Raw genomic sequence first — 26,866 nt, forward strand, 5'->3', positions numbered from 1 at the left:
CCGGCATAAATTGAGAATTGTGGCGGAACTAATAAAACCGGAGAGAAAATATGGTTAAAATACTGATCATGGACGACGAAGCGGGGATGAGAAATATCCTGGTCTCAATGCTCAAATTCGCGGGGCACTCACTTTTGCAGGCCGAAGACGGAAAACAGGCCATAGCTATAGCGATGCGGGAAAAACCTGATTTGGCTCTTCTGGACATGCGCGTGCCGGATATGGACGGACTTGAGGTGCTCTCGGAACTGAAAACTACGACACCGTCCCTGCCGTGCATAATGCTATCGGGTTTCGGCGACGCCGAGACCGCCGCAGAGGCGATAAAAAGGGGGGCATTCGATTACATATCCAAACCTTTCAAAGTAAACGAAGTGCTCGAAATCATCAACAAAGCCCTGACGGCGAAATCCAAACCCTCCGAATCCGGATGAAACCGCCGATGCTCGCGACGAGTGGAAAATCCGCGGAAGATCCGCGAAACAACGCCGATGCCGGCTACTCGACTGTACTTTACATCGCAACAACCCCGAAAGTGTCCGCCATCATTTGACGACTCTCAAAAGGCAGCTTCACGGTAAAAGTCGTTCCAATCCCGACCTCGCTTTGGATTTCGATTTTTCCTCTGTGCGCTTCGACAAATCTACTGCATATAGTCAGCCCCAGTCCGTGGCCTATTTCGGTTTTTGTGAAGAACGGCTCGAATATCTTTGGAATATCCTCTTTCGAAACGCCTTTTCCCGTGTCAGACACCGAAAAAACCACGAACTCGCCGTTCGTTTCGGTCTTTAGTTTCAGTTTTTTTACAGACGATTCTCTCATGGCGGTGACGGCATTTTTTATAAGATTCACCACAACTTGTTTAAGTCGCCTGGAATCGCCCACCATCGGCGGCATATCTTTTGAAAGTTCCTTGGATACCTCTACATCGCTTAAAAAATCAAAAGGAAGCTCTTTGATTGCCTCTTTTACCACATCGTTCAAATCCAGCATTCCGACGGCGAGTTCCATGGGCTTTGAGATATTCAAAAGATCGTCGATGAAATCGCTTGACCGGACGACGGCATCGCCCATTCTATCTATGCTTTGACGCATTGCCGTGTTTTCACGGGGTGTTATCATACCCATGTAGTAAAGTCCGGTTTTAATTACACCAAGAGGATTTCTTATTTCATGAGCGGTTTCGGCGGCTATCTGAGCCACCGCCGCTATTCTCTCAGTTTTTATCAGCTGCTCCTCTGTTTTTTTTCGCTCCTCTATTTCCTTGTTCAGAGCATCACGCGATACGGTTACACGGTCAAGATTTCCGGCCATTTTATTGAATGACTCCGCCAGTTCCCCGATCTCATCGGTGGAGTTTATCCTTATTTTGTAAGAGAGATCCCCGCTTCCTATTTTTTTTGTTCCGACCACTAATTCTTTTATCGGTTTGTCAACAAAAAACCTGACAAACAAAAAAATAAAGAGGGATGTTACCGCGATTGCGATTACGGTGATCAATGCCGTCGTTTTAATCTTGAAGTTCAAATCCTTTCTCAGCCCTTCCAACGAAAAAGTTAAATATATCTCGCCGATTTTTTCAAATCCTCGTTCAGACGAGCCCAGAATCAACTCCTCGTTTTTATCAAACTCCGACCTTTCCACGACAATCGGAGAGGAATAAAACTTTGCGTTCTTCGCGGCATCTTCCCCGTCCTGATACAAAACATTATTTTGACTGTCAACTATTTTGATAAACACAACATCCTTTTGTTTCAGCGCGCCCTTCACTATTTTTGAAAGCATCTTTCGGTCTTTTATTATAACGGGATAGTCGCTGGCGGATACCACGCTGCTGCACAATATCTTCGCCCTTTCGTCAAGATCGGAAAGCGCAGCCATTCTATGGTGCTTAACAAAATAATAACCGAGAGATACGCTCAGAATTGTGACTGAAAAAACAAACAGCAAAATTATTTTTTTTGCAACGCCGAATTTCATATTTCAGTCTCCAAAAACATATGAGGCCTCTTCTATAAACGCCCGGGGAATTTTAATAAGGAAGTTCTTGCCCTTAACCGCATCCGTGTCCGGAACCATACAAAACACCACCGGGATATCCTTTAAATTTTGCTTCGCCAGTTTTGATGCCTCTATGCCCGGAGTAAGAATAATATCGGGTTTTTCTTTGTTTATTTTTGAGTAAATAGAATTTTTTTATTCATCGTTCATTAAAATTGATAAGATATCCGCGCCGTATATGTCTGACCCGGAGCGGGAACCCCTAACATTTCGTAATAACCGGAATGTCCGATATTCCATCCTGAAAGCGATAGCAATAAACCTTTATAAGGTTCAACCTGCGCCTTCAATTCCGGAATGATATAACTCTTGACTTCTCTTGTTCCAAAAGACGTATCTATTGTCTCGCCGACATAGTGCAGTCCGCAACTGACTGTAATATGCCGGTATTTCCAGTTCGCCCCGCAGTTAGCTTTGTGTTTTGCATCGTACTGAAGTTCCTTCCCTTCTTCATCTTCGGCAATCAGATAGGAATAATTCAGAAATCCGGACAGAGAAGTATTTATTTTGGCCTTTGTTTCAAATTCAAAACCTTTGAAAATTCCATCAAGCCCCGCCTGAGTCGGATGAAATTTTCCGCCCAGAGACCCGGGTATTGTCGGATCCCAATGGTCTGAAATAATATTTTTTATTCTCGTATAAAAGGTATCCAATCTAAAAGAGAGATTATCAAAAGGATTGAGGCCAAATCCACATTCATAAGTGTCTAAGGACTCCGGTTTTAAATCCGGATTGCCCAAAGCATCCACCTGGTCGATATATAATTGCCAGTTAGCGGGTTCTCTGAATGCACGGCCGTAAGAAGTCCTGATAAATGATTTCTGAGACGGTTTATAAAGGAAACTTATTCGAGGACTGAATTGGTTTTCATACCTTTCATGCGTGTCAAATCTGAGCCCCGCGGTAACAGTAAGATTGTCTTTAACTCTAAGTTCGTTCTGGATAAAAGCATTGGGATTATTAATGGTATGCTCTTTCATCCCTGTGCGAAATTCGTCGGCGTTTATCCACTCCTGTCTATAACCCAAACCCAGCATGATTTCATTTGCCTCTATCGGTCTATATCGGAATTGAATATTGTTTTCCCACTTATACTCTCTGGTTAAAGCGGTGAGACCTACAAAATCTGAGTAATCATAAAAGTACTCCTGTGGAGTCCGATAATCTAATTCTGCTTTAATATCAAGTTTATCGGAAACGGGCTTAGCGTATATAAAAGTAGCGTAATGTTCCGCTCTATCCCAACCATATTTTGAGGACGGAAAAAATTCCGCTCCCGAAAAGTCAGTGATTTTTGTTTCCTGTCCCAAAGAAACAGTCAAATCTTTGTAACGCATTTTTGTTCTCAAATAATGCCACTTTCTCTTGCTGTGAGGTTCATATTTCGGCGTATGCCGGTTAGGGAGAAGCTCCGGGCCATCCGTCCTGTTGACGGAACCGTTAATCATCAAACTAAAATCCCCCGTTTCCTTTCCATATATAACCCCGGTTTTCCATGTATTGAAAGAACCATAAGAGGTGAAATATTCTCCGTCCTTATTTATATCTTTCGGGCTTTTGGTGATGATATTGATGACTCCCTGAAAAGCGTTGGAACCATAGAGCGCGGAACCGGGACCTAATATAATCTCAATTCGTTTAATCATATCAAGAGGAAAACAGATATCTTGCCATACTCCTCCATCCCGGACATCATTTATTCTTATCCCGTCCATTAACCAAAGAATCCTTGTGCTGACCACCTCCGCTCCGATCATTCCGCGAACGGTAATATTAGAATATTCAGCCAGCCATTTCCTTACCTGAACGCCGGGTACCGACCGCAAAAGATCGGCAAAAGTCTCGGCGGCTGAATTTTTGATATCTTCCTCCGTGATCACATAAATTGTAGACGGCGATTCGGAAATCGGCTGTTCTTTCTTAGAGGCCGTTACTACAATCGGAATCTCCTTAAAAAAAAGTTCTTCTTCCGTTATTTCTTCCTGAGCCCCCAAAGCGCGTCCCGATAAAAACGGGACGACCGCAAATGCTAAAACCAAAATCCCCGCCATTGCCGAAGTTGTAAATAATTTTTTCTGCATATTTCACTCCTCAAAGACATCAGATGCCTCTTTTATAAACGACCGATGGATTTTAATGCCCAGCCGTTCCGCTGTTATCAGGTTGAACGAAGTCCTTAACTTTCTCGGCCTTAAAAACCCTGTAGCCGCCGGGCTTTCTCCATTGAGCAACCTTAAAGCGAGCGCCCCGGCCTGATTTCCCAGATCCCTGTAATCGCACTCAAAAGAAACCAATGCGCCCGCTTTTGTGTAAAATGAAGAAAGCCCGACAACGATGAATCTTTTCTTCAAGCCCTCAATCAAAAGATACTCAATGGACTTGGCAAAATATATGTCGGGGTCCGGAATCATTAGGAGAAAATCAATCCTCCATGAAATCTCTTTGAGTGCGTCGGGCAGTTCTCCGCCAACTTTCACCATCCTCGATATAAGCTGAAAATTCTTCTTTTCGCAGTTTTGCTGTAGTTCCTTGTATAAATGCGCCGTTTTGGGTGAATATAAAACTCCTATCTTTTTTCTGTCGGGGAATATTCTTTCAATCTCGGCAAGCATTATATCAACGGGTATGTCCATTGATACGCCCGTGATATTTGCGCACTTCAGTGCGGCGGGGTCAAGAACGGCTCCGAATACAATTGGTATGTCCGTTACATTTTCTTTGGCGAACTTTAAAGCTCTTGTTCCGACGGTAAAAACAAGGGGCGGTTTATTGTTTTGTATCCAGGATAAAATCGCATCAGGCGTGTCTTTAGCCATGTCGAATTTATATATCTGCGCGGGTGTCTTGTTTTCATCCAGAATATTCTTGAAGCCGTCAAAAGTATTATGATACGCGTCCAAATTCAACGAAAATATCACAGGTATTGTCTCTTGTTCCGAAAAGACGTCCGTCGGGGGGGAAATTAAAAACACGGTAACAAGAATAAAGATTTTTTTAACCATATCACCCGAAAGCATTTGCGATTTCATCGCAATCCGGCCGTCACCCGAGGCGTTGAGTATCCCTATTTCACTAATTAACCCCTCGCTTCTTTTTGCCCAATATTTTTTCAATATGCCTAATAAGAGAATCTTTGTCTATTGGTTTTGGGAGCCAGCCGTAAAAGCCGTATTTCAAAGCGTCTTCACAGAGGTGTTCTATGGTCTTGTCAAGCAGTATTATGACCACTATGGATGGGTCTATCTCTCTGGATTTTTTGAAAACCTCTATACCGTTTAAGTCGGGAAGTTTGTAATCCAGAAGCATGACGTCGAATTTCACTTTTTTGACATTTTCGATGACATCTGCGCCTGTGCCCGCTTCAAAAAGGGTGTAATGTTTTTCCAAAAGAAAATCTTTTATCTGTTCTCTCGTTTCCTTCGAGCTGTCGGCTATCAGAATTATTCTTTTTTTGGACTCTAACGCCTCTTTTATCAGCATCAAAAGGCATTCTATGTCGAACGGCTTATGAATACATGTGTAGGCGCCTTCTTTGAGGGCGACTTCTATAAGATTCTCTACGGCGTATGCGGTCATCATCATCACGCTCATCGTCGGGGATATCTCTTTGAGTTTAAGAAAAACTTCGACGCCATTTATGTCCGGAAGGCGGATATCCAGAAGGCAGAGATCAAATGGCGTGTTTTTCGCTTTTTCTACCGCTTCTTTGCCGTTATAGGCGGTTTCCACCTCGTATCCCTTCGCCTTCAGGATTGTTTCAAGGAGAAGGGCGAGGTTTTCCTCGTCGTCAACCACAAGTATCTTGGCCATTTCAACCCTCCAAAATCAACATTTCAAGAAATCTCCAATCGGACATTCACTGTGCGCGTCCCGTCGTCAAATTGCCGTCGGTCAGAATACTTCTCCAGTGTTATAATGTATATCAGGCCGAAAGTCAAGGTTTTTCTAAATTATTGTCCGCGCAAACGGACAGCGGCGGGAGAGCCGCCCGCGGATGCGGATTTATTTATTTTATCTTGACTCCGCACCTCCCGCAAAGAGTGCGCGCGAGGGCGCAAAAACGCCGTATTAACAGATGCACTCTACCCCCCCCCCCCCCCCCCCCCCCCCCCATTTTTTCCGACGAGAAAAGCAAAAATTCCCGTTCGTGACTTTTGACCAACCCCTTGACTTTTCAAAACCGTTCTGTTACATTGTGACCAGAGTGGGGAAACTTGCAAGAACAATGGCGTTCCCGCGAGGGTATATGCAAACACAAAAAAAGATTCTTATAGTAGACGACAATCCCGGCATACTCGAGTGCCTGTCGTTAAACTTTGAGCGCCGGGGATTCGCGGTGGAAACCGCGTCCGAAAGTTCGGAAGCCCTCCACAAAATACACGAAGAAAAGCCGACCTTAGTTATACTCGATATTATGCTTCCCGGCGGAGACGGCGTTGATGTCCTCAAAAACATAAAAGAAAACCCCGACACCGCAACAATACCGGTGATGATGCTAACAGCCAAATGCCAGATATCCGACAAGCTCGCAAGCTTAAAAAACGGCGCGGATGATTACGTCACCAAACCTTTTATTATCGAAGAACTTATGCTTAAAGCCAAAAACATAATAGCCCGCTCCGAAGCCGCCCTGACCGCAAATCCACTGACGTCGCTCCCCGGCAGCCCCGCCATACGCGAACGAGTTTCGGAAATACTGCGTTCGTGCCGACGGTTCGCTTTCGCCTATCTCGACATAAATTATTTCAAACCTTACAACGATATTTACGGCTACGTAAAAGGCGATGAACTGATAAAGTTTACGGCCGACATCATACGCCGTGTCCTGGATATCCACGGCACGAAAGACGATTTTACGGGACACATCGGCGGAGACGATTTCGTATTTATCACGGGGCAGGACAACGTGGATGCCGCGGCCAGGGCCGTAATCGCGGCTTTCGACGCCGGCGTACCGCGGTTTTACGACGAGGAAACTCGCGAGAAAAAATACGTGAATACCCTGAATCGGGAGGGTAAAATCCAGAGATTTCCGCTCGTTTCGGTTTCGATAGGGGTCGTCACCAACGAACACGGCGAATTCACGCATTACGGCGAAGTCGTAGAAAAGGCCGCGGAGATGAAAAATTACGCCAAGTCGTTCGTCGCCGGCGAAAGCCGGTACGTCAAAGACAAAAGACGCGTGACGAACTACTGAGGTTTCGCCAAATATTGGCGGCGGGAGGCATTATGAAAGCGGGAAATGTTCTTATCGTGGACGACGAACCGGGCATGGTCGAGCTTCTGTCGGTAAACCTGCGCGGAAGCGGATACGACGTGGAAGTAGCTTTCGACGGGGAGGACGCTCTTGAAAAACTCAGGGGGGCAAAAAGAAAGGCGGACGTCGTAATACTCGACGTGATGCTTCCCAAAATAAACGGTTACGAAGTCGCCCGCCGACTCAAAGCCGACGACAAAACTTCGGGCATTCCCATAATTATGCTCACCGCCAAAGACCAGCCGCTCGACAAAGTCATGGGGCTCATTGACTGCGAAGCCGATTATTATTTTACGAAGCCCCTGAATATGAGCGATTTCCTGATACACGTCATGAAAGTTTCCGAGAAACACCGCCGCGCCTCGACAAATAACGAAGCCGCGCCGCTCGACAAGTGAACATCGTCCCGCAATTATTATCCATAAGGATAAAATTGGTCGGCGCGACATTCCTGATAGGATTGATCGCGCTCTCGGTGGGGCTTTCTTTCCGCCTTCGTTATACGAGAACTTTACTTGCAAAAAATTTCATCTCCAAAACGCACACCGTTATATGGGCGTTTTCCGGAGCCCTAAGCGACCACTGCATCAACTCGCCCCACCGCCTCCGGAATTTGGCAAAAATGATAATGGCCGAGCCCGATGTCGACTACGTGGCGTTTTTCGATAAGAACAAGGAAATCATAACGCAGGCGGGCAATTTTCAAAACAACCTCGGATTGCCCGCGTCGGACGACCCTAAAATCGTCCTCACCGACAGGCATCGCCGCATTTACAATGTCTCACGACCGATTTATGACGATACCCGTAAAGTAGCCGGCTATATAGCCGCGGGCTTCCCCACAATGTCTTACCACAAGGCGCTGGAAGACGACAAACGGAACATAGTCGTAACGTGGGGATTGGCGCTGCTGACGGTATTAATCGCATCGTATTTTATCCTCGGAAGGATAATAAGACCTCTTGAAAAAGTGAAAACCGCGATGATGAAAATCGGAGACGGCGATTTAACGGAGATTATCCCCGTGAGTTCGCGCGATGAGATAGGCGTCATCGCGCGCGAATGCAACGCGATGGCGATGAAACTCGCCCAAACATATCATAACCTCTCAGACGTCAATCAAAAACTCACCGAAATCAACGAGCGAAAAAGCGAGTTTCTGAGCACTGCGGCACACGATTTAAGAACCCCGCTGACTCTTATAGGCGGCTTCGCCGAAACTCTATCCAACAAAAATTTGAATCTGAGCGGCGCTCAAAAAGACAAATACCTTGATATCATCGCGTCCGAAACAAAAAAAATGGCCAAGTTCATATCCGATTATCTCGACATAACCAAAATAGAGAATGGTATGCATCTACCCGTAATGGCCAAGATAAATCCGGAAGCGGTGGCCCGCGAAGCTGCGGCCGAATTCGATTTTGAATCTGCCAAAGTCATATTCGCCATACGCTCCGAACCCGCCGTCGCCAAAGTAACCGCCGACGGAGAAATGTTGGAGCGCGTACTCAGAAACCTCATAGATAACGCGCTCAAATACGCGCCGCAGAATACCGCCGTCACACTTGAAATAACCCGCCGCGGCCGCGACACCGTTTTTTCCGTTTCCGATTCGGGCATGGGAATACCCGACGACTTAAAAGAAAAAATATTCGAAAAATTTTTCAGCGCAAACCGGGTCAATGCCCCAAAAAAGCAAGGCACGGGACTGGGACTTGCGATTGTCCGTTCCATTGTGCAACTCCACGGGGGAACCATACACGTCGAGGACAACCCTCCGCGCGGAAGCCGCTTTGTGTTTACCATACCCGATATCAAGTAGTGACTCCCGTCGGATACCAATCGGAAACAGCCCTCCGCCATATCAAAAATGCTATACTATTTGAGCTTATATTGAGGGGAGGTTTTATGCTCAAGCGTATCGTGTTGTGGTCGGTGGGGGCCGTAGTTCTGGCCGGAATACTTGTTATGGCGCGGGCGGGGTTTTTCGCCGGCGTACGGGTAGAAGAAAAAGAAGCCGGACCGTTCACGCTCGTTTACGCGCGGGGCAAAGGCGCCTACAAAAACGCGGGCGATGTGATGGACGCCGTTTACGAAAAATTGATTCTTGAAAAGATTGAAGCCGACACCGCTTTCGGTTATTACTGCGACAACCCCCGCAAAGTCGCTCCGGCAAATCTCCGGTGGATAGCCGGTTTCATCGTCGACAACGAGAAACAAGCCGCCGCGGCCAAAAAATATTTCAGAGTGGAGCGCTTTTCCAAAACTCCCGCGCTTGTCGCGGAGTTTCCGTTGAGGGGGAAACTGAGCATAATCGCGGGTATAATGAAAGTATATCCGGCAATCAATCATCACGCGAGGAAACGAGAATTACCGACGGGGCCGGTGATGGAAATTTACGACTCAAAAGCAAAAAAAATAATTTATATTATGTCGCTGGACCCCGAGTACGACCCCGTCAAGTCGCTTTACGATGAGAAGTCGCCGCGCCCGCCGAAAAAACAGTCCGTCAGACGGACAAAATAGCGAGGTTCGCGCGTGAATAAAAAACTGAAATCGGCTCTATGGATCGCAGCGGGCGTGCTCTGGACACTTTCGGTATTCGCCTTGAGGGGCGCGTTTGACGCGCGCAAAATGCGCCTGCTTGAAGAGGAGAAACGAATTCTTTTGATGTGGATGGAAAACCGGCACGGCACGGATTGGGCCAAGCGGGTTGCATCGTGGGCGGAACACAAAGCGGCCGACAGGGTCGAACGTTTCAAAAAATCGCCGGATTGACGCCGTCGCGCGGCCAGGGCGGGCCGCCGCGACAAATAAGCAGGGGCAGGCCGCTACCTGTCACTACACCGCTCAACGCGGGTATTTACCGGAAATAAAAATGAACTCTTACGAAAAAAAATGCGTCGACTTTCTTAAACGCCTCGTCTCCGCCAAAAGCTATTCAGGATGCGAGGCGAAGGCCGCCGCCGTCGCGGCGCGCGAAATGCGTCGTCTCGGTTATGACTCCGTAAGTTCGGATTCGTACAACAACGTCGTCGGCAGAATCGGCGACGGGCGGGGGACAAAAATTCTTTTCGACGCCCACACAGACACGGTCGGAATAGCCGACCCCGCGCTGTGGCGCTCTGACCCGTTCGTCCCGGTCATCAAAAAAGGACTGCTCTACGGACGCGGCGCATGCGACGACAAGGGCTCCGTCGCCGCGATGGTCTACGCCGGCGCGCTGCTTAAAAAATCGGCGAGGGCAGACGGTTTCACCCTTATGGTATCAGCGTCGGCCGGGGAAGAAATCGGCGAGACGCAGTGGCTCGATTTTATAACGAAAAAACTCAGGTTCATTCCGGATTTTGCCGTTATAGGCGAACCCTCGAACCTTAAAGTCATACGAGGGCACAAAGGCCGCACCGAATTCAAAATATCCGTAAGAGGAAAATCCGCTCACGCAAGCATACCCGAAAAAGGCGTCAACGCCGCTCACAGAGCATCCGAACTCGTGGGCAAAATCGCCGCGCTCAACAAGAAATATAAATCCGCCGCACTCGGCAAACCCGTGATATCAGTCACGGTCATGGAAACCACAAACGCCTCAATTAACACGATACCCGAAAACTGCGTTTTTTATATCGACAGACGCACCGTGGAAACCGAAACCCGACGGAGCGTTGAGAGGGAAATCCGCGCGATTTGCGGTTCGGTCGCAAAAATCGAATACGTGAAGCATTACAGCCCGTGGGTCATAAGCGCGGGCCATCCGCTTCTTAAAGCGTCCGCGCGGGCATTCACAGAGGCCTACGGAACCGCCCCCAAGGTCATTACCTGGCCTTTCTGCACCAACGGCTCTCATACGATGGGCGACAACGGCATCCCGTCGGTAGGATTCGGTCCCGGAAAAGAAGAACACGCCCACATAGCCAACGAGAGTATCGCTCTTGCCGATGTCATAAAGGCCATCGGATTCTACGCCGCGCTCCCAAAAGCCATCGCCGCAAGGGGATTGTTCCTCATTTGAAAAAGGGGAATACAACAATCCCCTAACCCCGACAAAGGGACACCTGTGATAATTCCCCTCTTATATCCCGCTACAAGGCAGCGGGATGCAAAAGACGCAAAAGGGGGATAGAGTTGAAAACTTCCCCCTTAACAAAGGGGGAATAAAAGGGGGTTGTTGCCCTTTCGTTAAAGGAGAACACTACAACCCCCTTACCCCCTTTGTTAAGGGGGAATACTTTAGGAATAGTTTAACCGGACACCTGTGATTTTTAACACATTATGTTTTTCGCGGTTTTTTTTTGATACTATACCCGCCAATGTGGATGGAAGGAGAACCTAAAAAATGAAAAACTTATCTTTTAAGGCCGCGGCGCTATCGTTGACGGCAGCGCTTTTTCTGACTTCGAACCCGTCCGGCATTTCGGCCTATGAGTCGCCGCAAACGCTCAAGTTGAAAAACGAGGCCGCCGCGATAGAATCGCAACTCGCCGCGAAACGTCGGGAACTCACCGAAGCGAACACTTCTATCGTCGAAAATTACACCGCGGCCGGCGCGTTTGAAAAAGCCGCCGCCGAAGCCGAGCGCAAAGCCAACGTCCAAAAAACCATGGTCGCCGTCAAGGTCGGATACGACACCGCAATGACATTATCGTCGCCGCCCAAAACGATAAAAGATTTTCTGCTGGGAAAAATCGTGGACGAAGTCAACTCCGCTTCGTGGGACATCAAATTCGAATATAAACTTGACAAACCCGGCGAACTATCGCCCTCGGCGGAAGACGCCTTCAAAAAGTCTCAATTCAGGGGGCAGGAAAAGGTTTCATGGGCGAAAAGCGACAAAGCGACGAGCCAAGGCAAGGAACTCGACGAGGGTTCCAACGAATATAACTATTTTATGTTCAAGGGTTTCGCCGAAGGACTTGCCGAACAGGGGAAAAATTTCCGCAAACTGCACGGCGATGCGAAAGCGCAACGCGGCAAAATAGTCGCCGAAATATCCAAACTCGAAACCGCGCTCGAAGGACGCAAGTCCATTCTCGGAGAACAGAAAAAAACCGATGACCTCTACGCTGCGATGAAATCGGATATGGAAAAGGAAAAAGCCGCCGAAGAAGCCCGCCAGGAAACCATAAGAAAACAAACGATAAACCAGATGAAAGACGGCATCACGGACGCCTCGGTCATAGATATGGGCCCCGAACTCGCCGAAATAAAATCCGTCTCCGACAAACTCATCGACAGCAAGGTTTCTTTAGAAACTTACGAAGCAGTCCGCTCGGCGGCCGGACTTCGCGCAGTGAACAAAAGGGGACCCGCATTTAAAACCCCTGCTAACTTATCCGAGGATGACGCATCCAAATGGCGTCGAGCGCAACAAAAAATCCTCGACGAAAAATACGCGCAATTCACCAAGCAGGTCGAAGCCATTTACGAGAATGTCTGCGCGGAATCCCTCAAACACCACGAAGAAGCCCGCGCGATAAATAAGGAACTCTACGCCACCGTGCGGGATGAGGCCGCGTCGACGAGCAAAACGACGGTTTTTTACGAAAAACTCCGCGACAGCGCGCCGAAAGCGCAATACAGTTACGTGGCTTACGACCGCGAAGCGCTGGCCGACGGCGACTACGGCTCGATAGAAGCGTACTTGGCGCATCTGAAAAAACTCCTCGACGAACTTCCCAAAGCGAAGGCGGAAGCCGAGGGATTGAAAAGATATTTCGACTCCGCCGACGCGCAATATAACGATTATCAAAAATCCGTTACACGCGATTACAACAACATCGCCGGCAAAATCAACGAGTACGCAAAGAAGAATTTTCAAATCCTCCGTCATTACAATAAAAAATACGGCAGCGTTCCCGACGCACAATATATGCCCGAAACCGACATCCCTCGTTACGTCAGCGGCGGCCATGATTACGCCGTCGCGATAAAGCGTCTCGAAGATGCGGGAAAAACCATCAAATCCGCGCAGGTCGCCGCATCGGATGCCGAAAGCGACCGCAAAGATATTTCCGACAGAGCCGACGGGATTGCCGCGCGTTTGTCCGCCGCGAAAAAGGACTTTGAAGAGAAGACATCGCGCGTGGCGGAGCGAAACACTCTCAAGGGACTCGAAGAGCGGCTGACCCAACTTTCCGCCGACGCGAAAAAATACCGCTCGACGCTCGAAGCCATAGAAGAGAATTATATCGCGCTTCAGTTGATAGTCAACTACCGCGCCGACAAATACGCCCGCTATCCGGCGATAGTAAGGTTTTTCAGATATTACAAATTCGGCGACAATATCAAAGACATTGACAAACTCATAAAAGGCACCGAAGAAAAAGACGGCCCGCAGAATTACACAGCCGGCGATATCCTTTTCCGTTGGAAAAAATATCTCGAAAAATACAAGGAAGAAGAAAATACCGTCAAGACCGGTCTTGTGAGTTATCTCGCCCGGGTCGAAGCGATAAAGTCGTCAATGCTTGCGGTCTATTCCGGAAAACCGGAAGAACTTCCCACCGACCCCGCCACCGCGCCTTACTTTACCAAGGGGAAACGGCCGCAGCTCGACTATGACAAACTTGAGCGCGAACTTAGCCAGACACTCGCGAAGAAAGGAAACTTCGAATATTTTTCCGACGATCGCCGTAACTTTTATTGCGATGGCGAGACAGGAAACCTCCGTCAAAAAATAGCCGATGCCAAAGGGGAAATATACAAAATCGCATGGTCCGCGGGCGCGGCCTTCGAGCCGGCGCGAGTGGAAACTCTATATATAGATAACCGCGAGATAATCGAGAACATCCGTTATGGCGCGACTACCGTTTACAGAACCGAAAGACAATCCGACTCCATCGAGATAAGAGGAACCGTGGATAAGCCCCAGAACGCCCGCGACATCGAAATCTCCCTCGACGGCGGCGCGACTTTCAAAAAAGGCGCGCTGACGTTAAGCGGCAAAAATTTCCAGGGAAAAATAGACCTTGTCCCGAACAGGTCTGTGGAAATAAAATTAAAAATAAATTCGGCGCGAGGCGACGACTTCGTCATATACCCTCGTTTCGGTCAGGGCGTTGAAATATTTTACTCGACGGAAGACCCGTCGCGCGACGTTAAAGAAGCCATAGACGATATCATCGCCTCTTATGAGTCCGAGTCCCCGTTTGCTTTTATGCGCGGCGTATCCGAGAATTTTCTGGGCGGATATACGACGATGGAAAGAGCCGTTCGCGCCGACTTCGCAAGATTTGACGCAATAAGAATGAAGATATACACGGACAAAATCACGATAGCGCCGTCGAGAGAACAGGCCGTCGCCGACGTGAGATGGGAGCGGTCGTGGTTTGACACAAGCGCAAACAAAATCGTCGGCGGACGGAGCGGCGCAAATACTTTCAGAATGGAAAAATCGGGAGGAAGGTGGAAACTTAATTCTTACTCCGGCACTCCCGTATTCGGACTGGCGGCGACATCCGCGATGGACAGTCCGACGGGTATTGTTGTGACATCGGGTGGAGGCGGCGACGTAGTCGCGGATGGCGGCGGCGAGATTACCCCCACAGCGCTTCCCGTTCGCACGGGGCAGGTTTTAACCAATCACTGGACAACCGGCGCATTCTTTTCATTTCATTCCGGCAGGGAAAGTGTCAATGGCGAATATGATTTGGATTTTGTCGGCATTCCAAACTTTACTCAACTTAGAGGTACTATCTATGATTATGGCACTGTTTCTTTAGATTCAGTTACCGAAGCGCCACTATTGGGGTATGCATCAGAAGTTGATGCTGTAGTCAACCGCACTTATGTAGTGAAATGTCAAAATGGAAATTATGCAAAAATCAGAATTACTTATATAAACAATACGCTAGATATTTATGGCAACGCCACCGCGATGACTTTCGACTGGGCATATCAGCCCGACGGCACGAGAAATATCAGATGAACAAAAAAACTAATCTCAACCGAAATCGCCGCCGCGAGACGCTGTCAAATAATGCCGCCGCGTCTCTTGTCGTCTCATCACTCATAGCTGCGACTATAGGCGCGGTCGGCGCGATGGCAATTCTTCCATCGTCGGTAACGGCCTCGGATTTTAAGTTTAACTTGGAGAGCCGCATATATTCCAATATGATTTCCGGATCGACCGAGCAGGCCGTACTGCGCGACGGTTTATTTCACGAAGAAAATCTCAAAATCGGATATTTCAGGAAGACCGACGGCGGAACATCTCTTAAGGCCGGCGCGGCCGCCCGCCTCACGTCCGACAGCGCTGTCGCACGCCGCGATTTTGAAATCAGGAATTATTTTATTTCCGCTCACGACCGCAGCGATAAAAACTCCGTTATATTCGGCGATTCTTACGTGGGTTTTTCAAAGTACACTTTTTCCAGAAACATAGAAGGCATTGTCGGAACTTTGACATTCGGACACACCGCCGTAATCCCCGTTTACGGCCGCACAGCCAAGGGGGAAAACAATGTTTCATACGCAAGGACGGCGCAGGGCGCAAGAATCGAGAGCTCATTCGCCGAACGCCTGAAAATAGGCGCGAACTACGTATCATCATCCGACGACAAATCAAGCGTGACCGACGACACGTCGATATTCGCGCGGGAGGAAAATACCGTATCGGGATTCGACGGAACATTCGGGACGGGCAGATTTACTTTTGAGGGTGAGTTCGCCTCGTCGGATTATAAAGATCAAAAATCCGCCAAACGCGAAGGCGATACGGCCTGGCGCATAAAAACCATATACAGAAAACCGGCGTTAAGGGCTGAGGGGGAATATGAAGTGGTCGGCTCATCATTCAACACATTGGCCGGATGGGCGGCCAGAGACCGCGCCGTAACCAAAACCCGCATGCTGTGGAACACAAGCCCCTGGCTGGATACCGATTTGTCTTATGAAATACTGCGTAACAATTTAAACGGCGCGCTTGCATACACGGAAAGCGCCGCCATACCCAAAATAGCTTTTACGATAGCCCCTTCCGGAAAGACCAACTTCTTCTTGTCGCATTCGGTAAGAACCAGTTATTCCGACGACATTCCAAAAACTCTAAACCGCGACGTGGCGACGACCGGGGCCGGAATCAACCTGATATGCGGCCAATGGCGGCCCGCGGTCACATTAGAAACCAACAATACCCGCGACCACGCCGCCCCCATTAACAACTTTAACAACACATACGCGGATATATCCCTTCGCGCCGGTTTTGAAACTGCGGGCGCGTGGAAACTCCTGCCGACGATAGGATGGCGCGCCACATCCGACAAGTACGATGCCAATCCTGCCGAAGATACCGCGACCACCCTTACCATCAGAGCCCTGGCAAGAAGTCCCGGCAACGTGGAAATAGCGGGCTTCTATACCGGCACAAGAACCGACAGGCGCAGTTCCGCCACCGTATTAAACAGACGGAATCTCGGCGGAGAGGCGCTCCTGAAACTTGCGGATGCCGGCGATAAAACACTATCAATGTCGTACAATTCCAGCGACTATGAGCAAACTGCCGCAAGCGGGATAACGACTTCTTACGGCGAAAAAATCATCGAAACACGCCTCCGAATGAAATTCTGACATCGCACTAATCGACGAATACGCTCTACATACGCCGGCCAACCATTGGGATACATCCGATTTACCCTGCCGCAGCTTAAAATAATACAGGAAGTCATCACAATGGTAGTTTTTGCGGGTTTTTCGATATATAGCGTGGCCTCTTCAAATGGACTATTTCTACTCCGGATTGCGCCTTTTGGGCGCCATATACTTCATTTTTAGGCCGGTTTAATGCTATTTTTGTACGCTCATTATTCTTACAACGAGGATTTGCCAGGCGACTCGGATATACAGGAATGTTTTGATAGACGCACAAATTTTGACCATCCTACTTGTTATGTCCACACCGCCTTAATTAAAGTAATACTTTAAGTTACCTCATCGAAACTTCCGTCGAACAACCAAAATATCGACATTTTTTTACTGCCCGTGGGTCGTTTTTTTCGGTTCTTTACCCTTTTCACAGGTTCCCATAATGTATATTATGTTAACTTATGCTATACGACTGGGCATTAAAGCAAAGAAAACAAATTACTTTCAAATATAACTAATATTGCCGATTGGTTCTATAATATTAATGTGTAACGTATAAACTACTTGAAGTATTTATTAATAGCACTCAAAATTTACCCTTGGTTCGGATAATTTTATAGTTTTACTTTAAGTTTACATTTCCTTTGGATTTTTTGACCATTTTTGCCCGATGGCCGGCGGGATGGGCGCGATGTGCCTATACTGCGGCAGAACCTCTGAGGGCGGGCACTTGAGGGGGTTAAAGGTGTCGGGGAAAAGCCGGAAAAAATAAAATCAAACAGACCAGACGTTACTAAAGTCGTCTTCGGAGGGATGTTTTATGCTAAAAATTCTTTGGTAAGGCCATCTTTCGAGTTCATTACCGTTTTGAAGCAGAATGACTGCAAAATCGAGTTTTTCCCCCCTCGACGTCCCGCAAAATTCAAACGGCACTGCCATCTCAACGACCTTTGAGGCCGCCGCGAGCATCTCGGCATCCGCGCCTTCAAGCATAATAGCGGCCATAGATGGTCTTTCCACTGCGTATCTCTTAAGCGCCTTGCGGGAATCGAATGAAATCTTGACACTCAAACCTTCGGGATTAAGAAATTTGACGCAAAACTCGCACTGGTCCAGTTTTGCGGGCTCTTTGAGCAGATTAGTGTCTATTCTGATATAAAGATTATTCAAATCGAATCCGTAATGCACTGCCTTTATAATATTTTCTACCTGATGCATTGATCCGCCGGCAAGTCCCGTCTGATAAAATCCGGCCGAGAGCCACTCGTAGTAATTCGTAGCCGCTCCGTCTATTTTTACGCTCAGAAAGTCGGCGGGTTCAAGTATGGGAGGTCCGGTACGGCGGCCGGTTTTAATGGCTATTTCCAGATTGCCGGGCGTGGCAGAACCGAGAACTTCGTAAATCTTTTTGAGGTGCGACCTGTAAAGCAAGTCAAAAAGGGTGTCCTGCTGGGAACCGTGGTCGTCGCCATACCACCAATTCCAATCGCTTCCTTCGGCGGCGTAAAGGTGCTCCATCGCCTCTTTTACGGCCTCCGAGGACTCATTGCCGGGGTTTTTTCGGATGTAGGCGGCAATGAACTCTCTGGCTTCGTAAAGACGGTCCCACGAGGCATTATCTTCGCTATGGCCTATCCATATGGCGAAATTTGCGTTAATCCAGGAGCCGGCGTGAAGTCGGTTCAGCCGGGACGAAGCCGGATGGCTTTCGAGATAATCCGAGTATGTGACCGTTTCTATGTCTTTATCGTCGGATATGCGTCCCAAAAGCTCCCGAAGGAAATCTTCGCCGTCGTTGGGGTAATATTCCCAGCAATTTTCTCCGTCGAGAATCACGTTTACCAAAGGCGGATTGCCGCCGCGACGGTTTTTCTTTATACCGTCGAGCCGCTTCATGAAATCCGTAGCCGCCGCGGCCGGCGACCATCCCGAATAGACAAAACCTATGGCGTCCGACAGAGCGTGGTCCCTGAAAAACATATCGATGTGCCCGCCCGACGGAGAATCCATTCGCCACGGCTCGTAAATGGCGGCGCGGGAATCCGTCGGGGACATTGATGCCGCAAGGGATCTAAAAAGCACTTCTTCGTCGGTGGCAAGCCATCGAACGCCGCAATCGGCGAACATCAGGGCGACTTCTTCGCTCACGCTGCCCTCGGACGGCCAAAAACCCCGCGGACGGATTCCGAACCGGCTCTCGTAGAAATCCGCTGCTTTGAGTATCTGCGCCCGCGCGTCCTCGGGACGGCGAAAACGGTTGGCGGGCAACTGCGCCGACGGTATCGACATTCTGGCTGTGTCCGTGTCGCAAAGAAGAGGAAGTATGGGGTGATAGAACGGCGTGGTCGATATTTCGGCGCGGCCGGCCGTCTGTAAATCCCTGTGTTTCGGAATTACCGCTCCGCAAATTTCAAGATGCTTTCTTATTAAAGTCGACTTTTCTTCCTCGGTAAAGTTCTTCCCCTTTTTGAAAAGCCCGTCGATAAAAGCGTCTTTTCTGCGCCAGTAAGGATCGGTCCATGCCAGATTAAACCACACTTGCAGGTCCCGCCAGTCCTGTTTCTTGAATCCGGAAGCGGCGCGTTTAATATCTGCCGGCGATGTCGAGCGGCCCCGTGCTTGAAGAAGCTCCGCGTATCTGGGATGGCGCTCAACCATGGTGCCGTAATTGGCCATAAAAAAATTCTCCAGAATGAAAACCGCGTCCGACGCGGACAGGGAGGAAGCATCGGCCAGCGTGGCTTCTATGACTTTGTCGCGAGCGCCGCCCGAGGCATAATCTTCAAGCTGCAGCATAAGCGACGGCACAAGGTTGATGTTGAATTTTATCGCGGGGAAATCGTCGAGGATGGCTGCAAGGTCGTAGTAATCCTTAACGGCGTGCAGGCGCGTCCAAGGCATTTCATAATATCCGCTTATCGGATTTTTATAGCAGGGTTGGTGCTGATGCCAGAGAAAAGCAAGACGCAGGGCGGGCATTATTTTTTAGAAACGCGCGCTGAAGTCGAGCGCGTATTTGGAGAGAGGTTCTTTGAATTCCCAAAACACTTCCAGCGGCGGCGTATAACGGAAATATCCGAAAGCGGCGGAGAGATTTTTAGAGAGCTGACATTTTACGCTGAGATCCATTTCCGCGCCCAGCGAATATTTGGCGCCGAGCAAACGCTCAAAACCTGACGCTTCCGAAAGCGGCCGGAGGGGATGTTCCGACGACGAAAACAGAAAATAGTCCACGCCGAAAGTCCAACGGTAAAACGGCGAAAAATCAAAATGTATCCCGACGGTATTTATGCCGGAATATCCTTCGGGCAGTTCGATAGCCGCCGAGTTATAGGCCGCTCCGAAAAGCCGTCCGTGTCCGTAGGGCTCAAGCCCGTTGTAACGACGCGCCAGCGAAGGCCTGAATTCGGAATCCTTATCGCCGGTGGACAAAGAGTCGTCCTCGCCGGAAAACATAGAGATGAACAAACCCGCCGATGCCTCGCCGAGTTTTGTGTACTTGGAACGCAGCGTGCCCGAAAGTTCCCATGCGTAACTGTCGAGCCCGACCGCGCCGGCGTCGTCGGCAAGTTTTATTTCGCCGGAGCCGCGGGCATAAGTGGCGTGATATTCGCCGAACTCATCGCTGCGCTTTAGTCCCATCTTCAGAAAATTTCTTACTATTCTGGACGTAGGCGCGGGGATTCCGCGTTCGTAAAGAGTGCCGGTGGAGTCCTGCTCCGAGACATAAACCAGAATTATTCTGTCCTTGTCCAAAGCGTAGGAAAGATCGAGACCGTAAACGTCGAAATCGGAATCGGCGTAAAACCCTTCGGATACTTTGGCGGTGAATATGTCGGCGGTGAGCTTTTCCGGATAATTTACCTTAAGATTAAGCGCGTTGAGCCCGGCCGAGTTGTCGCTTAAAAGTCCGTCGCCCACGTCGAAAGGTTGTCTGCCTATCGTTAAGACGGCCGGGTAGCCGTCGAACTCCGTAAGTTTGAAATATAGATGCTCGACAAACGGTATTGCGGATATGTTCGGATACGGATGCGTTCTGAATCTGGCCAGCGACGTCGGAAGCACCGTGGACGTCGAACCGACTACGCCCAGCGACTGGATGCGCGCCATTATCTCCACGCCGGGGGCGAATTTCCCCCCCACGCCAAGACGCAAACGCTGCGAATAAAATGAAACCGCGTCGGTGGAAGTAATATTGTTATAGTCAAGATTGGAATATGATATGCCGTTTAAGTCCATGTCGGTTTCCACTATCAGAGTGGTCGCCGACAACGGGGACATCGAGGCGGCGCACAATAATGCCGCGACAACCGTAGATAATATTCCGGCGTGAATTCTTCTCATTGTTTTGGCGCTCCGCCGCCTGCGGCCGACATCCTGGCGACTGCGCGCGCCGCCCACGTCGAGGACGGATAGAGAACCGCCATCCGTTCGTAAGTTCTGCGGGCGTCGTCGATTCGGGCGGATTTTTCATACATCATGCCGAGTTTTTCGTAAACCCTCGGTGTCAGAAAATGATCCGGATATTTCTCCACAAACAACTCGGCTTCCGCAATCGCCGACGGATCGCGTTTTTCGTCCAGGGCCAAGACAGACAAGTAGAGGCCGAACGGCCTGAGCGTTTTGGGCCTGCCGGATGTGTATACCGCACGGGACAGCTCACGCGCGCCGTCGTAATCGCCTTGGGCAAGCTTGATTCCGGCAAGATTGATTCTTGCGTGCGAAGCGGGCTCGCTTCGCGGGTACTGCGCTATCACTTCGGTAAATATGCCGCCGGCGCGGTCCGTCATCCCCTGGGAATACATCCCCTGCGCGGACGAAAATTTTTCGGACGCGCGGATCACCCCCAGGTTATGCCGCGAGACGGCAAAATACGCCAGAAACCCAACGGCCGCGACCGTCACGGCAACCGTAGCGGCTATCTGCCGGTTGTCCTTAATCCAATGATACGCCGCCACGACGGCGGTCCGAAGCTTTTTTTCGAATTCCATAATTTATTTTCCCGATTTCCTGAACGCCGCCCGCGCAAGAGCGGCTGAGTTTTTCTTCATCACCTCGTAATAAGCCGGTTTTAATCCGGAAGACGCCAACGTCCGGCGGATTTTCGCGGCGTCGAGCAGATTTTCGGGCGTATGCGTATCGGTGTTAAGCACCATAGCGCAGCGTCCGGCGAGGGCAAGTTTCGCAACATGCCGATTGCCTCTTTTGTGACCCATCCGAGTCGTTATTTCAAGCGTCACGCCTCTGGAAGCCGCAAGTTTAACGTCGGCGACTGATATAAATCCCGGATGCGCCAGAATGTCGCAGCCGGCCATAATGGCCGCGCGATTGGTTCCCGCCGGAACCGGCTCTGCGGGAGTTTCGCCGTGCACTACGACAATTCGCGCGCCGAGGCGCCGGGCATTACCGACGGCCTTGCCGATTTGAGCCGGCGGAACATATGTAATTTCGCAGCCGGCAATGACTTTGATCCCGTAGTATTTTGACAGGTCGGCTTCCACGCGCAGGATTCGCGGAATCACGAAATCCATATTCGTAAAATCCACGTGGTCGGTCAGGGCTACGGCGTCATATCCCGCCGACACGGCGCGCGACACCAGTTCCGAAGGTAGCAATGCTCCGTCGGAAAAAAACGAATGTGTGTGCAGGTCTATGTACATTGTCGAATATTTACCCCCGGACGGACTTGAACCGCCAACCTTCTCCTTAGGACGGAGCAGCTCTATCCAGTTGAGCTACGGGGGCTTGATGAGATGCCGCAGCGGTTTTTCGTCGCGCCGGCTTAATACTTTATCAACGATTCCACGCGATAACCTTCAAGTTTTTCGCGGGGTTTTAAAAATGTCAACTCGATTAAAAATCCGAGTCCCTCGACCTTGCCGCCGATTTTTTCTAACAGGGAACAGACGGCGCGCGCGGTGCCGCCCGTGGCAAGGACATCGTCGACGATAAGAATTTTTTCGCCCGGAGACACGGCGTCGGCGTGCACTTCCAGAGTGTCCGTGCCGTATTCAAGTTGGTACTCCTGACTTATCGTCTTATAAGGCAGTTTGCCTTTTTTCCTTATCGGAATAAATCCCGCGCCGAGTTCGGCCGCGACTGCCGCACCGAAGATAAAACCGCGCGACTCCATCGAAGCAACCTTGGTTATTTTCTTTCCGCGCCATTCCTCCGCGAGAGCGGTGAGCGTATTTTTAAGCGCGGCCGGATTTGCCAGAAGGGGCGTGATGTCCTTAAAAACTATGCCCTGCTTGGGAAAATCCGGAATGTCTCTGATGTAATCCTCAAATTTAAATTGCGCCATTTTTTCTCCATTGCCTGAAATCATCCGGGCGGTAACGACGACACCGGAGTTTTTTTGAATTTGATTCTTTTGATGGCCGACTTCATTCTCTTGTCGGCGCGGTCGAGTATCTGTCTTACTCTTTCCTTCGAGACCTTTATTTTGTCGGCAATCTGACCCAAAGTATGGCTTCTCCCGCCGTAAAGGCCGTATCTTAACGTCACTATCTTTCTATCGCGCGGCTCCAAAACTTCAAGGGCTTCCTCCAGATTGGCGTTTGCGTCCAATCCTTCCAGATAATTCTTCGACTCATTTTCGGGGGAAGCGAGGGTATCTCCGAGGGACACGCTTTCATCCTCGTCTATGGGAGCGTCGAAAGAGGTCTGCTGACGGCTCATATCCAGAGCAGAAAGAATTTTTTTGACTTCGGCCTGATTTACCTTAAGCGCCTTGCCTATCTCTTTTAAGCTCGGGCGGCGGCCATATTTCAGATTCAGTTTTTCCCACTGCTTCAGCCATTTTTTTATTTTATGCCAGATGTGCGGCGGGATTCTTATTGTGCGTCGCTGTTCCTCGGCGGCGCGCCCTACGGCCTGCTCAATCCAGTAAGTGGCGTACGTGGAGAATTTCACCCTCTTGCCTATCTTGTACTTTTCCACGGCGTGCATCAAACCAAGATTACCCTCTTCGATGACGTCAAGTATGTCCATCCCCGCCGCGCCGTAATAACGCTTTGCGATGGGAATGACGAGTTTCAGATAAGCCAGCGTCAGTTTCCGTCGGGCGAGGGCGTCGCCCTTCTTTATCCGGCTCCATAATTTTCTTTCTTCCTCCGGTTTAAGATGAGGAATCCCGGCAATTTTTTGGATATAGAGACGAAAAGGATCTATCATGACCATTATCGGAGCGGAACGCTCCTCAACCCTGCCGCATTTTTATTTCAAAACTTTCCGCGCGTTTTTCCGACGGAGACAAAGGCGATGTCGACACTTTTTTGACTACGGCGCCGGCCGGCCCTGCTGCAAGCGCTTCAAGAAAATTCTCCATCCGTAAGGTTTCCCCTTCTGCTTCACCTTCCAGGCTTCCGTCGGAGCTGTTGGCGGTCCATCCCGATATTCCCAAACGCTCCGCCGTATCGCGCAGGAAATATCTGAAACCCACGCCCTGAACCATTCCTGCGACCTTAAACGACAAACGACTTACAGCCATATTATACTCGCGCCAAAATAGAAGTTGTCGAAAAAACCGCTGTAGCGCGTAAAATCAGTCAGGAAAAGATCCAAAGAAACATCGGGCGAAAGGAGAAAACGCCAGCCGATATTCTGGGACGAATCCGAATCGTCGAAATCGTATATAAATCTGTGTCCGGCCCGCGTCCGGTGCAACGTAAAAAACAACTTCGTTTTGTTGCCGGGATCGTCTCGGTATCTTACCATAATTCCGCCCGAGAGCGTAATGTCGTAGAACTCAGGGAAATAACGTTCCAGAACCCAGTATACGACCGAACGTCGGTGCCCCAGCGCAAAATCGAATCCGTAATCCCGCTCGTCGAAAAGCCGCACTTTGGACACAAAAGATATCTCGTCGGCTTTGCGGCCCAGATTTTCGGAATCGAACGCCGTGAAAGGCGTTATATTCCGCAGATTAAAATGGACTCCCGTCTCTATGCCGTCGGTAATGCCCCAGAGAACTCCGACATTAAACTTGTTGATGCCCAGCGAAATCTTTTTCTTGCTAAGAATATCCGCATTCGGATTTATTATTCCGCCGGTGTATCCTCTAAGCGACTGAAACCGTCCGAAATATTCGTAGTTTTCCACGGCCCGCGCCGTCACGGCGCAAAAAAAAAGAAGCAGTATCGTGGCCGCTTTCATCGTTTAGAATACCGGTCCGTCGGTCATTTCCGCTTCAACGGCGGGCGCATGGCCACCGGCAGAACAAAATTTCGGGGCGAGTGGATTCGAACCACCGGCCTCTCGCACCCCAAGCGAGTGCGCTAACCAGCTGCGCTACGCCCCGATTTCACGTTCGACTATATAAATTTTCGTTTTTCCGTCGAGAAACCCGCCGCAGGCCATTTCTTTATGACGCTTTCCGGAACCTCGTGAAACGTTAAAAAAACACCGCGTTTTGACGCTGCCATCAGATAATCATCAGACAGGCCATCAAAACGAGCGCGCTAACCAATTTGCGCCTGCCGCCCGACCGCATCCCGACGGATTTCAAAGAGTCAAATCCATCCCTTGAACCGGCGAAATTATACATTTTTGGGCGGTGATTTCAAAAAGTGGCGGGCTGTGTTCTATGAACCTTGACTAAGGACAACTAATGATGCTTAATTGGGTAGTGCGGGGTTATAATTCAAAATCAGCATTACTTAGCATTAACCTGCTGGCATATTGATTAAAAGTCAGGTGCTCTACCAACTGAGCTATAGGCCCGTGTTTGCGTCTCAAGAACTTTTTATCGCGGTTTTCCGTCGGAGAAAATCTTTTCGTGCGCCGTTTTTTGATGCTTTATGACATTTCCCGGAAACTCAAAAAATCGGGGGGTCCAGCCAGAATTGTTGGACAAATGTTGGACACAATCAGGCGCTCGTCCCGGGTACGAAAACCGCTGCCCGGGTCGACCCTCTGCGCTTCTTAAACCGCGTTGTCAAAGTCATCGTTGTCCGGCACACTTCGCCGACGGCAAGATTATAACAAAAAATTCTGGCGGGGCAAAATGGGGGTGTGGTTGGAACTAACGCGAGGCGCGGGGCCAATTCATGCTAAAAACCGCTGCAAAAATTTTGGGCGGACAATTAATTGTCGGTTGAGGCGCGAAAATGAGGACGCCGGCTGTTTGTGGTGGGTTTTTGGGGACAGGGCACATCCCCAGCATGCCCGGCCCCGGTCCTCTTTTAAATCCTGCCGTCCCGCATTTTTTCAGTATTGTTTTACTCCGGTGCTTCCCGGCACACTCAGCCTACGCGGTGCTTTAAAGCATAGCGCTTATCCTCGTCTGCTTTGAATACCCAGCAAATCTCGCAGTAGTTGCGACACGGATTATTGTCCGATCCCGATTTGCGGCAACTGCATTTGGACCAATCGTAATCGTCGTCGTTGATATGGCGGCCGGTGGCAAGATAGGTGGCGTCGTACTCTGTGAGTATTATATATTCTGGTCTGTCCTCTTCGCCGGGCGAAAGCAAGTATTTCTCCGCGTTTATTTTTTTTACGGCCGCCCGCGCCTCGGTGAGCGTGCCGCAACATACTATTTCGCCGGGGCCGCAGCCCATTATCACCACTTTGTCCATGCCCGGCCAGTCAGGCGAAGAATATTTGTAGAGTGCCGCTATGGCATAGCTTTTGTGTCTCATCGCGATCCGCCTTGCCGTCGCAAAAGTAGATTTCTTGTCCACTTGAGGTCATTTTGGCTTAAAGATGCCGGAGATTGCCCTGCTATTACTTTGCACACATCTCCAATTTTTTTCTCTTCCCACCCATCCCCCTGATTGGCAAAGACGCTCTGCAAATACGACTCAAAAAGCTCGCGGGTGTTCTGCAGATTCTTTTCAGCGTTTTCTTTCACTTTAGTTGTTTTCTTAAAAACTTCATCCAAAACTTTAGGTGATTGTAAAAGATTTGGCACTAAAGTATAATAGTGTCAATGAAACTTGAAACCTTTGAGTTCGTCGGAAAAAG

General features: G+C 49.5%; 23 protein-coding genes and 2 tRNA genes. 10 read left to right on the forward strand and 15 right to left on the reverse strand.

Going from position 1 to position 26,866, the window contains the following annotated elements:
* Nucleotides 1-50 precede the first annotated feature (50 nt).
* Nucleotides 51-434: a hypothetical protein gene (locus CVU77_05115; protein ID PKN01478.1), complete on the forward strand. Its 384-nt coding sequence runs from the start codon at nucleotides 51-53 to the stop codon at nucleotides 432-434.
* Nucleotides 435-513: 79 nt separating this feature from the next.
* On the opposite strand, the gene CVU77_05120 is transcribed toward CVU77_05115, so the two are convergent.
* A complete protein-coding gene (locus CVU77_05120) occupies nucleotides 514-1,980 on the reverse strand; it encodes a hypothetical protein (GenBank protein ID PKN01479.1) in 1,467 nt (488 codons plus the stop codon).
* Between CVU77_05120 and CVU77_05125 the strand changes: the two genes are divergently transcribed.
* Entirely contained in the window at nucleotides 1,928-2,185 is a 258-nt protein-coding gene (locus tag CVU77_05125; protein ID PKN01480.1) for a hypothetical protein, read from the forward strand. The two genes, CVU77_05120 and CVU77_05125, sit on opposite strands and share 53 nt — an antisense overlap.
* Before the next feature lie 25 nt (nucleotides 2,186-2,210).
* Here CVU77_05125 and CVU77_05130 read toward each other — a convergent pair whose 3' ends face one another.
* Genes CVU77_05130 through CVU77_05140 form a run of 3 tightly spaced genes read right to left on the reverse strand, consistent with a single transcriptional unit; the run spans nucleotide 2,211 to nucleotide 5,871 of the window.
* Nucleotides 2,211-4,142, reverse strand: a complete 1,932-nt coding sequence (locus CVU77_05130; protein PKN01481.1) for a hypothetical protein — start codon at nucleotides 4,140-4,142, stop codon at nucleotides 2,211-2,213.
* 3 nt (nucleotides 4,143-4,145) lie between these two features.
* Nucleotides 4,146-5,090, reverse strand: a complete 945-nt coding sequence (locus tag CVU77_05135) for a hypothetical protein (GenBank protein ID PKN01482.1) — start codon at nucleotides 5,088-5,090, stop codon at nucleotides 4,146-4,148.
* Between the two features lie 43 nt (nucleotides 5,091-5,133).
* Nucleotides 5,134-5,871, reverse strand: coding sequence for a hypothetical protein (locus CVU77_05140; GenBank protein PKN01483.1), 738 nt, complete (start codon nucleotides 5,869-5,871; stop codon nucleotides 5,134-5,136).
* 265 nt (nucleotides 5,872-6,136) lie between these two features.
* Here CVU77_05140 and CVU77_05145 point away from each other — a divergent pair, with 265 nt between their 5' ends.
* From CVU77_05145 to CVU77_05180, 8 genes are all read left to right on the forward strand, one after another.
* Complete coding sequence (locus tag CVU77_05145) at nucleotides 6,137-7,258, forward strand: diguanylate cyclase response regulator (protein PKN01484.1); 1,122 nt, start codon at nucleotides 6,137-6,139, stop codon at nucleotides 7,256-7,258.
* A 32-nt stretch (nucleotides 7,259-7,290) separates the two neighbouring features.
* Nucleotides 7,291-7,716, forward strand: a complete 426-nt coding sequence (locus tag CVU77_05150; GenBank protein PKN01485.1) for a two-component system response regulator — start codon at nucleotides 7,291-7,293, stop codon at nucleotides 7,714-7,716.
* Entirely contained in the window at nucleotides 7,713-9,140 is a 1,428-nt protein-coding gene (locus CVU77_05155; protein ID PKN01486.1) for a hypothetical protein, read from the forward strand. The genes CVU77_05150 and CVU77_05155 overlap by 4 nt, the downstream gene beginning before the upstream one ends.
* The gene (locus CVU77_05160; GenBank protein ID PKN01487.1) at nucleotides 9,140-9,844 is read left to right on the forward strand and encodes a hypothetical protein; all 705 of its coding nucleotides are present in this window, start codon (nucleotides 9,140-9,142) and stop codon (nucleotides 9,842-9,844) included. Before CVU77_05155 ends, CVU77_05160 begins: the two co-directional genes overlap by 1 nt.
* A gap of 12 nt (nucleotides 9,845-9,856) precedes the next feature.
* Entirely contained in the window at nucleotides 9,857-10,096 is a 240-nt protein-coding gene (locus CVU77_05165) for a hypothetical protein (protein PKN01488.1), read from the forward strand.
* Between the two features lie 100 nt (nucleotides 10,097-10,196).
* Nucleotides 10,197-11,327 carry a hypothetical protein gene (locus CVU77_05170; protein PKN01489.1) on the forward strand — a complete coding sequence of 377 codons (1,131 nt, stop codon included), beginning with the start codon at nucleotides 10,197-10,199 and terminating at the stop codon, nucleotides 11,325-11,327.
* Nucleotides 11,328-11,651: 324 nt separating this feature from the next.
* The gene (locus CVU77_05175; GenBank protein ID PKN01490.1) at nucleotides 11,652-15,242 is read left to right on the forward strand and encodes a hypothetical protein; all 3,591 of its coding nucleotides are present in this window, start codon (nucleotides 11,652-11,654) and stop codon (nucleotides 15,240-15,242) included.
* Complete coding sequence (locus CVU77_05180) at nucleotides 15,239-16,882, forward strand: hypothetical protein (protein ID PKN01491.1); 1,644 nt, start codon at nucleotides 15,239-15,241, stop codon at nucleotides 16,880-16,882. The genes CVU77_05175 and CVU77_05180 overlap by 4 nt, the downstream gene beginning before the upstream one ends.
* Before the next feature lie 789 nt (nucleotides 16,883-17,671).
* Here the strand turns inward: CVU77_05180 and CVU77_05185 are convergent.
* The 11 genes from CVU77_05185 to CVU77_05235 all read right to left on the reverse strand — a co-directional run bounded on the left by CVU77_05185 (nucleotide 17,672) and on the right by CVU77_05235 (nucleotide 26,541).
* A complete protein-coding gene (locus CVU77_05185; protein PKN01492.1) occupies nucleotides 17,672-19,876 on the reverse strand; it encodes a glycoside hydrolase in 2,205 nt (734 codons plus the stop codon).
* Between the two features lie 6 nt (nucleotides 19,877-19,882).
* Nucleotides 19,883-21,241, reverse strand: coding sequence for a hypothetical protein (locus CVU77_05190; GenBank protein ID PKN01493.1), 1,359 nt, complete (start codon nucleotides 21,239-21,241; stop codon nucleotides 19,883-19,885).
* Complete coding sequence (locus tag CVU77_05195) at nucleotides 21,238-21,888, reverse strand: hypothetical protein (protein ID PKN01494.1); 651 nt, start codon at nucleotides 21,886-21,888, stop codon at nucleotides 21,238-21,240. Before CVU77_05195 ends, CVU77_05190 begins: the two co-directional genes overlap by 4 nt.
* A gap of 3 nt (nucleotides 21,889-21,891) precedes the next feature.
* The gene (locus CVU77_05200) at nucleotides 21,892-22,557 is read right to left on the reverse strand and encodes a PHP domain-containing protein (GenBank protein PKN01495.1); all 666 of its coding nucleotides are present in this window, start codon (nucleotides 22,555-22,557) and stop codon (nucleotides 21,892-21,894) included.
* Between the two features lie 11 nt (nucleotides 22,558-22,568).
* Nucleotides 22,569-22,642 (reverse strand) — tRNA-Arg (locus CVU77_05205).
* Nucleotides 22,643-22,679: 37 nt separating this feature from the next.
* Nucleotides 22,680-23,201 carry an adenine phosphoribosyltransferase gene (locus CVU77_05210; protein ID PKN01507.1) on the reverse strand — a complete coding sequence of 174 codons (522 nt, stop codon included), beginning with the start codon at nucleotides 23,199-23,201 and terminating at the stop codon, nucleotides 22,680-22,682.
* A 20-nt stretch (nucleotides 23,202-23,221) separates the two neighbouring features.
* Nucleotides 23,222-24,079 (reverse strand): RNA polymerase subunit sigma, encoded by an 858-nt coding sequence (locus tag CVU77_05215; GenBank protein ID PKN01496.1) that lies wholly within the window; start codon nucleotides 24,077-24,079, stop codon nucleotides 23,222-23,224.
* Between the two features lie 19 nt (nucleotides 24,080-24,098).
* Complete coding sequence (locus tag CVU77_05220) at nucleotides 24,099-24,389, reverse strand: acylphosphatase (protein PKN01497.1); 291 nt, start codon at nucleotides 24,387-24,389, stop codon at nucleotides 24,099-24,101.
* A complete protein-coding gene (locus CVU77_05225; GenBank protein PKN01498.1) occupies nucleotides 24,380-25,054 on the reverse strand; it encodes a hypothetical protein in 675 nt (224 codons plus the stop codon). The genes CVU77_05220 and CVU77_05225 overlap by 10 nt, the downstream gene beginning before the upstream one ends.
* 71 nt (nucleotides 25,055-25,125) lie before the next feature.
* Nucleotides 25,126-25,199 (reverse strand) — tRNA-Pro (locus CVU77_05230).
* Nucleotides 25,200-26,142: 943 nt separating this feature from the next.
* Complete coding sequence (locus CVU77_05235; GenBank protein PKN01499.1) at nucleotides 26,143-26,541, reverse strand: hypothetical protein; 399 nt, start codon at nucleotides 26,539-26,541, stop codon at nucleotides 26,143-26,145.
* Nucleotides 26,542-26,866 lie beyond the last annotated feature (325 nt).

The sequence above is a fragment of the Elusimicrobia bacterium HGW-Elusimicrobia-1 genome (assembly GCA_002841695.1).
Classification (GTDB): Bacteria; Elusimicrobiota; Endomicrobiia; order PHAN01; family PHAN01; genus PHAN01.